Consider the following 14,831-nt stretch of genomic DNA (forward strand, 5'->3'; position numbering starts at 1 on the left):
CGGGTTATTGAAAGATAATTTAACGCAGAAATCCGCGGAAATAGCGATGTTGTATCGCTTTGCTTAGCCTGAACTGAGGTTACTTACCTAATAAAAAACTATTCACTTAGAAGTCGTATTAGAGACAAGCCATTGTTGAAGTAGTCCTAAATATTCATGTAATGCTATTTGTGATTTATACAATTGATAAGCGGAAGGGATGTAATTGTATGAAGGTAATTCCTTTGAGTTCTCTTTTGCTAAGTACATTGCTGGTGCTGGAATAGGAGATTGTTGATATTTTTTAAATAGGGACATTGCGCGAGGCATATGTGTTGCTGATGTCACTAATGCCGCTTTCTTACCCTCAATAATTGCTGACATCTGTAGGGCTTCTTGATTGGTATCTTGAGCATTATCTAAACGAATGATTTTTTGTTCTGAGATATTGAACGCTAAGGCTAATTGCTGTAAAAGCTGTGCATGGCTTTTACTGTCTCCAAAAGCGGATCCTGATACAACGATAGAGGCATTTGGATTGGCATAATAAAGACGTAATGCTTCACTAAATCGGCTTAATGCTGTGGCTGAAAGCCGTCCTGTAATCGGTAATTTCTGGTCATTAATCCCTGATGAACCAAGTACTAAAATATAATCTAAAGATTGCTCGGGATCTAATAAAGGGGGATATTGCCTTTCAAGCGGTTTGGCTAGGTGGTAAGCCGTCGGTAATAGACTAAAACCGAATAAAATTAAAAAACTGAATAGTGTTAATAATTTTGCTAACGTTTGATGTTGGCTAAAAAAGAGCAATAATAGACTAACAAATAACAATGCCAAAGAGAGGGGCAAGGGCATTAGTAAACCTCCTAGCCATTTTTTAATTAGAAATACCATTCTTTTGCCTTTCATTGTTTGTTATTAATGCTGTTTGTAAAATAACATGTCTTAATCGCCTATAGAGTAAGTAGGCTTATGAATAGATTTAATGACGTTTAGCGTTAATTTTACTCTTTATTTGTAAAACCAGTCTGCCAGTTACTCTCTTGATAAAGTGACCTCTGTTTAATAGCTAATGTACACTCATTTAATGATGCCATACAATTACTTATTACCGTAATCCCATATAGCTATTTTATATAGCCAGTTGACATAGTTACTTTAAAAAACGTCTTAGAACTTATTCAATGTAGGTTAATATTCAATAATAAATCACGTATAATTAATACTTATCACCCTATTAAAGTAAATGAGAAATTTAAGTAGCTGAACATCATTTTGACTCCATTGCCCCAAATTTTGTAAATAATATTTACGGTCGCCATATAGAGTAAACTCGAAAAGAGATTGTGTGGCGTGAAATACTCAACTGTATCGAGTGTTTAAATAAATCAAGTTTAAGAGTATTAGGTGCGTGTGGTTTTGGTTTTAGTCAAAAGTTAGCTGCATTAGGGCATCAAATTGAGTTGTGCGATATCCCTAACGAAATATTACCTTTTTTGCTAAAGAACAATTAGCTGATAAATCTTATAGAGGCAAGATACAAATAATACATTGCACTATCCAAACGTTACATAATCATATTGATGGACAGTTTGATCTTATTTTGAATCATGCCGTATTGGAATGGTTAGCAGAGCCTAAGCAAACATTACATTCCTTATTGGATTGGTCCATGTCGATAGTTTAGTATCTTTAATGTTTATAACAAAGAGGTACAGCGCTTTTTTAATCTTGTCTCTGGCAACTTCAATTTCGTTGAATTGGGTATACTGCGTAAAAAAGTAGTGCGTTTATCGTCTACTATTCATTGTTGGAAGCAGACCTGTTAGCTTGGCTAAAAGAAGGTGATTGCAAGTATTGTAAAAAACAGGTGTGTGCATGCATTACATAGCTATGTAGCTATATGAAATCAATTGATTTTACCGCAGATAATTTTGAACAACTGTTAGCGATGGAGAAAGAGTATTGTCAACAAGAACCCTACGCATCCTTAGGGCGTTATACGCATTTGACAATTGCTAAAGAGGTATTATGAAATCCTATCATTTTAGAATAAATATTAGTTATCAAGAGTTTGAAAAATTATATAGAACACCTAATGTCGCAGTGAAAGTACGCAGTGACCAAGGTGCTATGATTCAGTTACCCGCAATGCGTTTTGTTCCTTTTTTTACACAATTGGGCGTGCGTGGTTATTTTGAACTGCAATTAAACGATGAAAACAAGTTTCAACATTTAGTTTGTTTGCATGCTTAATATATTTTTTGTGTATTACTTTTTATATATAATTCAAGGTACTTACCGTACCGATATTTTAAGTAGTGGTTAACCTATAATAAATAATATTGTGTAAATGATTTAAATTTTGTAATTTATATTTTTTATATAAAATACAAGGGTTTCAACGTATAATCCGGAGTCATTCTAGTACGTGATTGAGGTGATAAAATTAATTTTATCTATTTGTGAGTAGTTAAATGACACATGAATCTCTCGTTACTTAAACCTATTAAATATCGTAATAACTTGTAAGGCTATTCAATGAAGAAAGTGTTAACCGTGTTCGGTACACGACCTGAAGCTATTAAAATGGCTCCATTAGTGCATAAACTTGCTGCTGAAGCAGGAATTGAGAGTAAAGTTTGTGTGACGGCTCAACATCGTGAAATGCTAGATCAAGTGTTACAGCTCTTTGATATCACGCCTGATTATGATTTAAACATCATGAAACCAGGACAAGATTTATTTGATGTTACAGAAAATATTTTAAGCGGGCTGAAAGGGGTACTTGATGATTTTAAACCCGATGTTGTATTAGTTCATGGAGATACTACAACGACTTTTTCTGCCTCTTTAGCTGCCTTTTATAAGCAAATTAATATTGGACATGTCGAAGCAGGGTTACGTACTGGGAACTTATATTCACCTTGGCCTGAAGAAGCTAATCGAAAATTAACTGGGGTATTGACTCGCTTTCACTTCGCTCCGACAGACTTATCTAAATCAAACTTATTAAAAGAACAAGTACCGCAAGATCGCATATTTGTCACTGGTAATACGGTAATTGATGCTTTGTTATGGGTTAAACAAAAACTAGAATCTGATACTGGTTTGCAAGACTCACTCGATAAACAATTTCCATTTTTAGATAAAAGCAAAAAAATGGTGCTCGTTACTGGCCATCGACGTGAAAGTTTTGGTGGCGGATTCGAACGTATCTGTGAAGCACTTGCTAATATTGCAAAAGCGCAGCCAGATGTGCAAATCGTTTATCCAATGCACATGAATCCAAATGTAAGAGAACCTGTTAATCGCTTATTGAGTAAGTTAGATAACGTGTTCTTGATTGAGCCTCAAGATTACCTACCGTTTGTTTATTTAATGAATCGTTGTTACTTAATTATTACTGATTCAGGTGGTGTTCAAGAAGAAGCGCCATCATTAGGCAAGCCAGTATTAGTCATGCGCGATACAACAGAACGACCTGAAGCTATTGAAGCGGGGACCGTGAAATTAGTGGGTACTGATGTACAACGTATTACCTCTGAAACCATTTTATTATTAACTGACCCTACTAGCTATCAAACCATGGCTAAAGCCCATAACCCTTATGGCGACGGTCTAGCATGCACACGAATTGTTAAAGAATTATTAAAGGATTAATTATGCCATTTCAAACTGTTTCTGTTATCGGCTTAGGCTATATCGGATTGCCTACTGCTGCTGTTATTGCTTCTCGTGGTATCGACGTTATTGGTGTCGATGTTAATGAAAATGCGGTGAATACCATTAATGCAGGACAAATTCATATTGTAGAGCCTGATTTAGACATTGTGGTTCGAAGTGTTGTAACGACAGGTAAATTGCGTGCAACCACCACAGCAGAACCTGCTGATGTATTTATGGTAGCAGTACCAACACCTTTTAAACAAGATGCTAGCTCATCTCACTCACCTGATTTATCTTATATCGAATCAGCTGCCAATATGATTGCACCAGTCTTAGCGAAAGGTAATTTAGTTATCTTAGAGTCAACTTCTCCCGTTGGCACAACAGAGAAATTAGCTGGATGGTTAAAATTAGCGCGTCCTGACTTGTCATTCCCACAGGATAAAGGTGATGCTGCTGATATTAAAGTTGCTCATTGTCCTGAACGTGTTTTACCAGGTTATGTATTACAAGAGTTAGTCTCAAATGACCGAGTTATTGGTGGTATGTCAAGTGCTTGTAGTCAACTTGCTACTCAGCTATATGAAAAGTTTGTACGTGGCGAATGTATTGTTACTAATGCCCGCACCGCTGAAATGGCTAAATTAACAGAGAATTCATTCCGTGACGTTAATATTGCATTTGCTAATGAGCTGTCGGTTATTTGTGACAAGTTAAAAATCAATGTGTGGGAGCTAGTTAAATTAGCGAACCGTCATCCACGCGTTAATATTCTTAACCCAGGTCCAGGTGTGGGTGGTCATTGTATCGCTGTTGACCCATGGTTTATTGTTGATAGTTGCCCTGAAGAAGCCAATATTATCAGACAAGCTCGATTAACCAATGATGCGAAACCTCATTATGTTGTTGAACAAATTTGTAAAGCGGCAGATGAGTTTAAACGACCTGTGATTGCTTGTCTTGGACTTGCTTTTAAAGCTGATATTGATGACCTACGTGAAAGTCCTGCACTAGAGATCGTAAAAGACTTAGTCGCGAAAGAAGTCGGTGAAATTATTGCGGTAGAACCTAATATTAAGCAACTTCCTAGTGCGTTATCTGACTCGGGCATAACATTAACGTCACTTGAAGATGCGTTAGATAAAGCCAATGTAGTGGTTGTATTAGTTGACCATAAGCAATTCAAAGCAACTGACCGTACGCAATTCGCGACTAAAGTTGTTATCGATACACGCGGAATAATTTAATTTAAGTCAGCCAATTAATTATTATTGATTGGCTGACTTAATTGTTAAATTTTTAAAGGGAATTAAATGTCTGATCAACACTATGTTAAAGATAGTGAAAATGCTTATTCGGCGTTGTGCCGCTGTATTGATTTCGTTGTTATACAAGTAAGTTTATTTTTTATTCTTTATTTTCAACATGAAGAGTTAACCAACCTTTACCTTGTTGTTGGCTTGATTGCTTCGATAGGGTTTGTTTTTGCTGCTGACAGTCATAACCTTTATCGATCATGGCGCCTTGGCGAATTCTCTCGTGTCGCGAGTTATACTTTTTTATGTTGGGTTGCTGGCATATTTAGTGTCGTTATATTTTTATTCTTTAGTAAAACAAGCCTTGATATTTCTCGATTAGTCATTGGCTCTTGGATGCTTTTTAATTGCTTCGCATTAGCGGGCTGGCGTGTATTGTTTTATGTGTTTTTATTTAAACGTCGTCGTGCTGGATACCATACCAAAAAAGTCGCTATATTCGGGTTAACGTCATCGGGTGAATTACTCGCAGATCAATTTGTGAATAAACCCGAAACAGGTTATACGCTGTCTGGTTTCTATGATGATCGAGCTGATACTCGGACAGAAAGTAAATATACAGAGCTGGTATTAGGCGGTATTAATAAAGGCATTGAACTCGCTAAAGCGGGTGATATTGATGTTATTTATATTGCATTACCGTTAGCTGCTCAAAAACGCATAGAAAGTGTATTAAGAGCCTTAGGAGATACAACGATTGACGTGTTTCTTGTTCCTGACTTCTTTACGTTTAACTTACTCAATGCGCGTTTATCTCATGTTGGTGCGATACAAACGATTAGTGTTTATGAATCACCTATGACAGGACCATCAAGGTTACTCAAACGTATTGAAGATGTCTTGGGCGCGTCATTAATTTTATCTATTATTGCATTACCTATGTTGGTTATTGCATTACTCATAAAATTAGACTCAACAGGACCTGTTTTATTTAAACAGTTACGTTATGGATTAGATGGCAGAGCTATTAAAGTCTGGAAATTTCGTTCTATGAGCTCAATGGATAATGGTGATGTTATTCAACAGGCTGTGCAAGGCGATAGCCGTATTACTAAACTCGGTGCATTCTTAAGAAGAACATCATTGGATGAATTACCACAGCTAATAAATGTATTGTCTGGCAGTATGTCGTTAGTCGGGCCTCGACCTCACGCGGTAGCGCATAATGAACAGTATAGAAAGCTGGTGGATTTTTACATGTTACGCCACAAAGTTAAGCCAGGTATTACTGGGTGGGCTCAAATTAATGGTTGGCGTGGTGAAACAGATACATTAGAAAAAATGGAAAAACGCGTTGAATTTGATTTGGAATATATTAGAAACTGGTCAATTAGTTTTGATCTTAAAATATTAGTGTTAACGGTATTTAAAGGGTTTATTCACAAGAACGCCTATTGATAACAGTTAATCTCACGAGTCTTGTTTATGTGACAAGACTCATGATACTAATGGCTACTCATCAAATAAATTTTTATCGAGAATTAAATCTCTTGGTAAACTATTTTTGATTCTATTATCTAACGATTTCCCTAAACCAATTACATGGCCTTGATAACGTAACATAACTTCACCTTTTGAGTTGTTAGTATCAATGTCATGAATATCTCGCCCTTGGTAATACTCTCTTGCTTGGTGTGCTAATAACTCTATTGCTAGAGGGCTTTGTTGACCAAAACAAGTGGCAAATTCGTGAGTAGACTTAAAGCCTGATTTACGTCCTTTACCAAATTTTTCTGCTATCTTAATACCTAATCTAGAAAAGCGTAGTTCATTAATTAAAGGGACAATGTTTTCTGGGAATAACCAAAATTCATCATCTCTTTGATACAGCACCCCGGTTAATTGCGTTATAGAGAACTGGTTTTCAAAGTAGTCATATAAATTACTTCTCACTGTTTGTGTCGTTGGTTGAAAAGGAAATTTTCTGAGTCGTTTTTGTGCAGGTTCAACTGCTACTTCAGCCATTTTTTTAATAGCAGCAACAAAAAAACCTTCCGTATCGTAAATTTGTGGCCAAATATGTAAAAAACCTTCTGGTGTTAAGGTTTTATCTGCATCTTTAAATAAATTGTCTAAAGAAAGGAATTCAACACTATCAGGGTAAGCTTGTTTCAGATGTAAACAAACATCTTGGTTTTCTTCTAGACTTAAAGTACAAGTCGAATAAACCATTACCCCGCCAGTTTTAAGTGCTTTAAATGCACTTTCTATTAATGTTTTTTGTACTGTTGATATAGATTCTATTGCGGTTTGATCCCAGTTCTTCATCGCCTGTTTATCTTTGCGTACCGTGCCTTCACCAGAACAGGGCGCATCGAGTAAAATTGCATCAAAGGTATTGGGTAACCATTGTCCAAATACGGCCGCATCAAAATGTGTGAGTGCAACATTTTTAATACCACAGCGTTGAATATTTGAATGCAACATCTTAATTCTGCTAGACGAATACTCATTCGCAATGATTAAACCTTGGTTATTAATCGCTGCTGCGAGTTGCGTTGTTTTTGATCCTGGCGCGGCCGCAGCATCTAATAGTGTTGCATTCTCTGTATCTTGAAAGTGATGTAACAGCGCTGACACCGGCATCATCGAGCTAGCTTCTTGAATGTAAAACAATCCAGCTAAATGTTCTGCGCTGTTGCCTAGAGGGATATGATCATTGTCTATTTCAATCCAAAAGCCTTCTTTACACCAGGGTACAGGTGTTAATGCCCAGCTTTTTTTATTGGCGATATCAAGGAAATCTTTAATGTCGATTTTAAGTGTATTAACTCGAATTGCTCGACGTAAAGGGCGACGACAGGCGGCAACTAGTTCATCGATATTTAAGTTTTCAGGTAAAATGCTCGACATTTTATCTATAAATGCTTGAGGTATAAAAGTGTTGCTATCCATTTGGATCCTTACAAAAACGCGCACAGAAAGTGCGCGCAAGATAACATAAAGTGAAATTAATTACTTTTAGGGATTTTAAGTTTCCATTGTAACCAATCTTCATCAAATTCTGACTGTAACTTAAAAGTTGAAAAGGCTTGGCTAGCAGGTTGTAGTTCTCGATTGTCTGAGGTGCTCATATTAATACCACCTTTGATTAAAGAAGTAAGAGAAGTCGATTTTAGCGAAGCGCCTGTTATTCCTATATCTAAGTTAAAGCCAGAAGCTGGCCAAAAGATACTATTAGTACGAATCAAATGAGCATATTCAGGGTAAATGTTAATCACTATCTCAACGCCTGATGCATCATCATTTAAGCGTTTTTCAGTGACTTCACCAATTTGTATTTGGCGGTGATAAATGGGGCTACTGATATCAGTAGAACCTGCATTACTAGCCGTTAATATTATAGATAAACCCGTTTTATGTTCTGCCAATAAAGGAGCATTATGCTCACCTTTAAACTCAATAGTTTTATTACCGTTGCCTGGCTCAACATTAATAAATACGCCGCTAATCAGCGTTGATAAATTCTTTGCACCAGATAATGAAATATCACTTCTTACGACCCAAAAGCGACTACCTTGTTTTGCTACTTTATCAAAATATTCTGGGGCAATATCTAATGTGACCATTATTTTATTATGTTTATTAAGTATTAATTGACTTATTTTTCCAACATCTAGCCCTTTTAGTTTTACCTTGTTACCTACTTTTAATTCAGATGCATCGTCATAGATAAGTGTAATTTGCTTTGGTGGTTGTGTTGCTTGTTGATAGTTATCAAATAAGCGGTATTGTCCCTCACTGGTTATATTAGACGTTACTGATGGTGAAAACTCTAACGCTATACCACCAGTGGCTACTGCGAGTAATGATGCTGCATTGACTTTGATACCAGAAAGACCAGCGTCAATTTCAAAACCACTAATATTCCAAAAGATAGTTTGTTTGGTAATCAAGTGCTTAAATTTTGCGTTAATGTTAATACTGGTTTGCATTAAGCTTGAATCATGTAAGCGTAGGTCACTCACTTCACCTACTTGTAGTTTGTGATAATAGACAGGAGAGCCAATACTCACAGAAGGTAGTTCTTTACTTAGAAGGACGACTTTAAGTGGATCAGTAAAAGCATCTTTACCTAGTTTTGCCATCTCTTTAGATTCATATAAATAGAAAGGTTGTTTATTTTTAAATGGCGTTTGAGTATATTTTTTAGTGATTGGTGATTCATTATAAAGTGCGATACCACCTTGTATAATATTTTCTAATGGTTTGCTATTAACCTCAACCCCTTTTAGAGAGGCCTTAAAGTTTACTCCGCTTAATAGATGGAATTTACTGTTCTTATTAACTAGGTAACTAAATTCTTCATCGATGTTTAACGTCGCTTTAATTTTATTATTATCTTCAGTTAATTTTATTGTATTAACTTTACCAATATTAAGCCCTTTATAGCTAATAGGTGCACCGTCTGTTAAGCCATTTGCATTATCTGCAATTAACGTTATTAATAAAGCATTACTTTCTAAAATAGATTGTTCTGTCTTTATTACAAACTCGGTACGTAATGGCTCATTTTGGTAGTTCTCTCCATGTGAAAAGTTAATATAATCACCAGTAATAAGATTACTTAAGTTTTCAATTTTAGAAAAAGAAACGGATGTTTTTTCAACCCAAAAACGTGCACTTTCAGTGATTAAATCACTAAATGCTGGGTTGATAGTTGCTTTTGCAATGAACAACTGACTTTCTGAATCGTAGTTAATGGTATCAATCCTACCAATGCCATGCCCTTTGAATAAGATACCTGCACGTTCTGGTAAATTATTAGTGTTAGATAACTTAAAGGTAATATGTAGACCTTCCTCACTAGCATCAATATCATTAAACAGCTGATACTTCTGATTTTCTAAAGGCTCTGCAGATGATTCAGGGCTGCTGAAGGTGACTCCTCCCGCAATTAAAGTGGTTAGGCTATCAAGTTTAAAATCTATGCCAGTTCTTGAAATATTTGCATTTAAACCACTAATATTCCAAAATTTACTTTTTTGTTTTACTAAGTAGCTGTATTTACTTTCAATAAAAGCCTGAATGTTGACAAATTGCCCCGTTTTATCAAGGCGTACTCGAGCAATCTCTCCCACTTGTATTTTTTTATAAAAGATAGGCGTTCCAATGTTAATCGATGCGGCATTATCACTTTTTAAGTTAATCAATAATGCATTATCAGGAATGGTGATTGGTTGTTCTCTTGTTGCAATAAAATCGGTTGCTTCCTCACCTTCGCCAGGTAACAAATTAATATAACTCCCAGAGAACAAAGTATCTAATCCGGTTATTGAAGTTAAAGATGCTTTGGGTGAAACTAACCAAAATTTACTTTTTTCTTTTAGTAAAAAAGTTGCATGAGACTCAATTTCAGCAATGACATTAACACCATCCTCCTCGTCAAGTTCAACTTTCTTGACTGTCCCAACAATGACCCCTTTGTAACGTACTTTGGTTTTGTCAATGATAATACTGCCAGCATTGGTAAAATGAATATTAACACGCATATTTTTATGAGTGATATTTTGGAATAGGATCCAAAGGGCCAATAATGTAGCGATAAAAGGCAGAAACCACACTGGTGAAATATATTTTGACTTACTAACAACAGGTGTTGTCGAAGGGTTATCTTGCATCGGTATTTGCGTCCCATATTAGACGAGTATCGAAACTCTGTGCTGCGAATAATGTTGTAATGACAACCACGGTGAAAGAAGTTGCTGCGATCCCTGGGTAAACGGATAGGAAATTTCCTTTATCAAACACCGCAACCATTATTGATATAACAAATAAGTCTAATACTGACCAACGACCAATCCAGTCGACTAAAGTAAAAGCAATAAGTTGTTTATTAGGGTTAAATTGCCATTTAAAGTGAATGGCGAGTGAAATAAAAGCTAATGCAACAATTTTTAATATAGGTACTACTATAGACGCTATAAAAACAATAAATGCTATACCAGACATGCCGCTTGATAATAAGCTTACAATACCTGAAAAAATAGTATCAGGATAACGTGTCCCATTTTTTAATAAGTAAGTAATAGGGTAAAGGTTAGCTGGAAAGATAAAAATAAAAGCTGTAAACAATAATGCCCATGTTTTTTGTTGGCTATTTTTAATGCGAGGTGAAATCGGACTACCACAATAAGGGCAACATTGTTCATTTTCAGTGATAGAAGAATGCTTTTCACAAACTCGGCATAATTGCCTATCTTGTTGTATTGCACTCATTCCAGTTATCAGTGGTTTATTCATTGAGTAAATACTTCCAATGTTGCGCATTATCATATTCGCTGATCATACTCATATTTAATATTAAAAAAACAACTAGAAAGTACAGACCACTATTGAAATAAAGTTCTGCATAACTCGTTAATTTAAAAACGGCTACCATAAAGCTCACTAAATAAACCTCTAACATGGACCAATGAATGATAATGCTCGTTAATTTAAGTACGTAATTAAGCAATTCTGGGCGTTTATTGAACATCATGCATCCACTACTAAATGCGATACAAATAGTTAATAACGTAGGAGCAACCACCGCACAAAACAACACCACAAAAGACACAACAGGAGCTATATCAATCATCATTATAGCACCTTGTAACAGGTTGGTTTGTTCTGTAATACCTAATAAATGCACTGAAACAAGCGGCAATGAAAAAGCAGGAATACAAACCAATAGTGCAGCGAGTGCTAGAGCAAAGACCTTATTGGGTTTACTTGTTGTCGCTTTGCAAAATACATGATTGCAACGAGCACATTTTGCAACGTAGCCTGGTTGTATAATAGGTTGTTGTGAAACCATATCGCAATGGCTACAAATTATCGTTTTCATTCTTACTTATCAGTAATTTGACAATGTTATAAGATAGCAAACTAATTATAATATGACAAAAGTTGCATTATCACAAAAGCAGTAGTACTGTATGTAAAACCATGTTTAATTTTAAATTAAAAAGAGGCCACCGTGGCAGTCATCATTAAATACATTGTAGAAAGAAAGGGTGTTGAGAAAATGACCTTTACCAGTAAGAAAGAAGCCGATGCATACGATAAGATGCTAGATAGCGCCGATCAAATTGCATTATTCTTAAGTGAAAGTCCCGTTTCTCTAGATGATCAGCAGCTTGAAGAATTAGGGCTGTATGTGGCAAGCAATAAAGACGTATTGCAAAACCTATTTAAAGGGCAAGTGTTTAGCTCTGAAAGTATCGATAAAGTTGAGTCATCAGATAGTTAAACCTCATTAAATAAATAGGAACACAATAAATTAACCTTTACTGGCTTTTATTGTGCTCCTTAATACAGTAAAATGCGCTCCTCTTTTTAATTAATACAAATGCTTTTTGGTTGGAAGCATCACTGTGAGGAATTAGCATGCCAATTATTACTCTTCCCGATGGAAATCAACGTCAATTTGACACTACTACTTCAATTATGGATATCGCAGCAGATATCGGCCCTGGTTTAGCGAAAGCTTGTATCGCCGGTCGTGTCAACGGACAACTTGTAGATGCTTGCGACCCTATTGAAACTGATGCAGACGTTTCAATTATCACCAATAAAGATGATGAAGGTCTAGAAATATTACGTCACTCTTGTGCTCATTTGTTAGGTCATGCAATTAAACAATTGTACCCAGAAGCAAAAATGGCAATAGGACCAACCATTGATAATGGTTTTTACTATGATATTGATCTTGATGTAACCATTAATGATGAAGAGTTAGCTAAAATTGAAAAACGCATGCAACAATTAGTTAAAACTAACTATCAAGTTGTTAAAAAGAAAGTCAGCGTTGATGAAGCTATTGCTGTATTTAAAGAACGTAATGAACCTTATAAATTAGAAATTCTTGAAGGTATTGATAAAGAAGACCGTCCTGGTCTATACCATCATGAAGAATATATCGATATGTGTCGTGGCCCACACGTACCGATGATGAAATTTAGCCAATGGTTTAAATTAATGAAAGTATCAGGCGCATATTGGCGTGCTGATTCTGATAACAAAATGCTACAACGTATATACGGTACAGCATGGGCTGACAAAAAACAGTTAAATGCTTATCTAAAACGTCTTGAAGAAGCAGCTAAACGTGATCACCGTAAAATTGGTAAACAGTTAGATCTTTACCATATGCAAGAAGAAGCACCGGGTATGGTGTTCTGGCATCCAAACGGTTGGACTATTTTCCGCGAACTAGAAAGTTATATTCGTGAGCAAACGGTTGCCTTTGGTTACCAAGAAGTAAAAGCGCCACAAATTCTAGATCGTTCTTTATGGGAAAAATCAGGCCACTGGGATAAATACAAAGACGGTATGTTCTGTACTTGTAGTGAAAACAGAGACTATGCAATCAAACCAATGAACTGTCCTGGCCACGTACAAATCTTTAATCAAGGTTTAAAATCTTACCGTGATTTACCATTACGTTTATCTGAATTTGGTTCATGTCACCGTAATGAACCATCGGGTTCTTTACATGGTTTAATGCGTGTACGTGGTTTTACACAAGATGATGCACATATCTTCTGTACAGAAGCGCAAATTCTTGAAGAAGTATCAGCATGTATTAACATGGTATTCGAATGTTATAAAACATTCGGCTTCGAAGATATTGTCGTTAAATTATCTACTCGCCCGGAAAAACGTGTTGGCGATGATGCAACATGGGATAAGTCTGAAGCGGCTTTAGCACATGCATTAGATGAAAATGGCGTTAAATTTGAATATTTACCAGGCGAAGGTGCCTTTTATGGCCCTAAAATCGAATTTACTTTGTATGATTGTTTAGGTCGTGCATGGCAATGTGGTACAATACAATTAGATTTTTCAATGCCTGGTCGTTTAGATGCGACTTATGTTGGTGAAGATAATGAAAGACATACTCCAGTAATGATTCACCGAGCTATTCTTGGTTCTTTAGAGCGTTTCATTGGTATTTTAACTGAAGAGTATGCGGGTATTTATCCGACATGGTTATCACCTCAACAGGTGGTTGTAATGAATATTACCGACAAACAGTCAGATTTTGTTATAGAAGTAGTAAATAAATTGAAAAAATCGGGTATTAGAGCTATTTCGGACTTGAGAAATGAGAAAATAGGCTTTAAAATCCGCGAGCATACATTGAAGCGTGTTCCTTACTTATTAGTTATCGGAGACCAAGAGGTTGAAGCTAATGAAGTTGCTGTAAGAACGCGTAAGGGTGATGATCTTGGTAAAATGCAGGTTGATAACTTTGTTGACCATGTGAAACAAGAAATCATGACTCGTTCATAACATTAATCACTTGGAGGAATTTGTTATAAAAGGTGCAAAAAAAGCCCCGCAAACGGGCAATAAACATCGTTTAAACGATGAAATAACTGGTACTGAAGTACGTCTTTCTGATTCAGAAGGCAAACCAGTAGGTATTGTTTCTTTAGAAGAAGCAAAAAATATGGCATTTGACTCAGATTTGGATTTAGTTGAAATTAGTCCAAATGCCGAGCCGCCAGTTTGTCGCATCATGAACTATGGCAAATTTCTCTTTGAAAAGAGCAAATCCGTTAAAGAACAACGGAAGAATCAGAAACAGGTTCAGTTGAAGGAAATAAAATTCCGTCCTGGGACTGATGATGGCGATTATCAGGTAAAACTACGCAGCCTGACTCGCTTTCTTGAAGAGGGTAACAAAGCCAAAGTAACGCTACGTTTTCGTGGTCGTGAAATGGCGCATCAATCACTTGGGATGGAATTATTAAATCGCGTTAAAAACGATTTAGTTGAAATCTCTACTGTCGAATCTTTCCCTAAACTGGAAGGTCGTCAAATGGTGATGGTACTTGGCCCTAAACGTGCTAGCTAAGGCATAAAGTAGTATTG

Annotated in this window: 14 protein-coding genes; 9 read left to right on the forward strand and 5 right to left on the reverse strand. The window is 36.1% G+C overall.

Annotation, left to right across the window (positions count from 1 at the left end):
- Positions 1-102 precede the first annotated feature (102 nt).
- A complete protein-coding gene (locus tag V6255_RS04390) occupies positions 103-837 on the reverse strand; it encodes an ElyC/SanA/YdcF family protein (protein WP_341627041.1) in 735 nt (244 codons plus the stop codon).
- Positions 838-1,540: 703 nt separating this feature from the next.
- Here V6255_RS04390 and V6255_RS04395 point away from each other — a divergent pair.
- The 6 genes from V6255_RS04395 to V6255_RS04420 all read left to right on the forward strand — a co-directional run bounded on the left by V6255_RS04395 (position 1,541) and on the right by V6255_RS04420 (position 6,365).
- Complete coding sequence (locus V6255_RS04395) at positions 1,541-1,669, forward strand: hypothetical protein (protein ID WP_341627129.1); 129 nt, start codon at positions 1,541-1,543, stop codon at positions 1,667-1,669.
- A gap of 216 nt (positions 1,670-1,885) precedes the next feature.
- Positions 1,886-2,017, forward strand: a complete 132-nt coding sequence (locus V6255_RS04400) for a hypothetical protein (protein ID WP_341627042.1) — start codon at positions 1,886-1,888, stop codon at positions 2,015-2,017.
- Complete coding sequence (locus V6255_RS04405; RefSeq protein ID WP_341627043.1) at positions 2,014-2,238, forward strand: DUF2835 domain-containing protein; 225 nt, start codon at positions 2,014-2,016, stop codon at positions 2,236-2,238. The genes V6255_RS04400 and V6255_RS04405 overlap by 4 nt, the downstream gene beginning before the upstream one ends.
- A 285-nt stretch (positions 2,239-2,523) precedes the next feature.
- Entirely contained in the window at positions 2,524-3,645 is a 1,122-nt protein-coding gene (gene wecB / locus V6255_RS04410) for a non-hydrolyzing UDP-N-acetylglucosamine 2-epimerase (RefSeq protein ID WP_341627044.1), read from the forward strand.
- Between the two features lie 2 nt (positions 3,646-3,647).
- Positions 3,648-4,898, forward strand: a complete 1,251-nt coding sequence (gene wecC, locus V6255_RS04415) for a UDP-N-acetyl-D-mannosamine dehydrogenase (protein WP_341627045.1) — start codon at positions 3,648-3,650, stop codon at positions 4,896-4,898.
- A gap of 66 nt (positions 4,899-4,964) precedes the next feature.
- On the forward strand, positions 4,965-6,365 hold the full coding sequence (locus V6255_RS04420; RefSeq protein WP_341627046.1) for an undecaprenyl-phosphate glucose phosphotransferase: 1,401 nt from the start codon (positions 4,965-4,967) through the stop codon (positions 6,363-6,365).
- Positions 6,366-6,419: 54 nt separating this feature from the next.
- On the opposite strand, the gene rsmF is transcribed toward V6255_RS04420, so the two are convergent.
- The 4 genes from rsmF to V6255_RS04440 are packed head-to-tail and all read right to left on the reverse strand — an operon-like array spanning position 6,420 to position 11,796.
- Positions 6,420-7,862, reverse strand: coding sequence for a 16S rRNA (cytosine(1407)-C(5))-methyltransferase RsmF (gene rsmF, locus V6255_RS04425; protein WP_341627047.1), 1,443 nt, complete (start codon positions 7,860-7,862; stop codon positions 6,420-6,422).
- A gap of 56 nt (positions 7,863-7,918) precedes the next feature.
- Complete coding sequence (locus V6255_RS04430) at positions 7,919-10,588, reverse strand: PqiB family protein (RefSeq protein WP_341627048.1); 2,670 nt, start codon at positions 10,586-10,588, stop codon at positions 7,919-7,921.
- Positions 10,578-11,210, reverse strand: coding sequence for a paraquat-inducible protein A (locus V6255_RS04435; RefSeq protein WP_341627049.1), 633 nt, complete (start codon positions 11,208-11,210; stop codon positions 10,578-10,580). The genes V6255_RS04430 and V6255_RS04435 overlap by 11 nt, the downstream gene beginning before the upstream one ends.
- Positions 11,203-11,796 carry a paraquat-inducible protein A gene (locus V6255_RS04440; RefSeq protein ID WP_341627050.1) on the reverse strand — a complete coding sequence of 198 codons (594 nt, stop codon included), beginning with the start codon at positions 11,794-11,796 and terminating at the stop codon, positions 11,203-11,205. The genes V6255_RS04435 and V6255_RS04440 overlap by 8 nt, the downstream gene beginning before the upstream one ends.
- Positions 11,797-11,928: 132 nt before the next feature.
- Here V6255_RS04440 and V6255_RS04445 point away from each other — a divergent pair, with 132 nt between their 5' ends.
- From V6255_RS04445 to infC, 3 genes are all read left to right on the forward strand, one after another.
- Positions 11,929-12,201, forward strand: a complete 273-nt coding sequence (locus V6255_RS04445) for a YebG family protein (RefSeq protein ID WP_298941658.1) — start codon at positions 11,929-11,931, stop codon at positions 12,199-12,201.
- Positions 12,202-12,338: 137 nt separating this feature from the next.
- Complete coding sequence (gene thrS / locus V6255_RS04450) at positions 12,339-14,246, forward strand: threonine--tRNA ligase (protein ID WP_341627051.1); 1,908 nt, start codon at positions 12,339-12,341, stop codon at positions 14,244-14,246.
- Between the two features lie 10 nt (positions 14,247-14,256).
- A complete protein-coding gene (gene infC / locus V6255_RS04455) occupies positions 14,257-14,814 on the forward strand; it encodes a translation initiation factor IF-3 (RefSeq protein WP_298941656.1) in 558 nt (185 codons plus the stop codon).
- Positions 14,815-14,831: the final 17 nt, after the last annotated feature.

The organism is Psychromonas arctica (assembly GCF_038155225.1).
GTDB classification, from domain to species: Bacteria; Pseudomonadota; Gammaproteobacteria; order Enterobacterales; family Psychromonadaceae; genus Psychromonas; species Psychromonas arctica_B.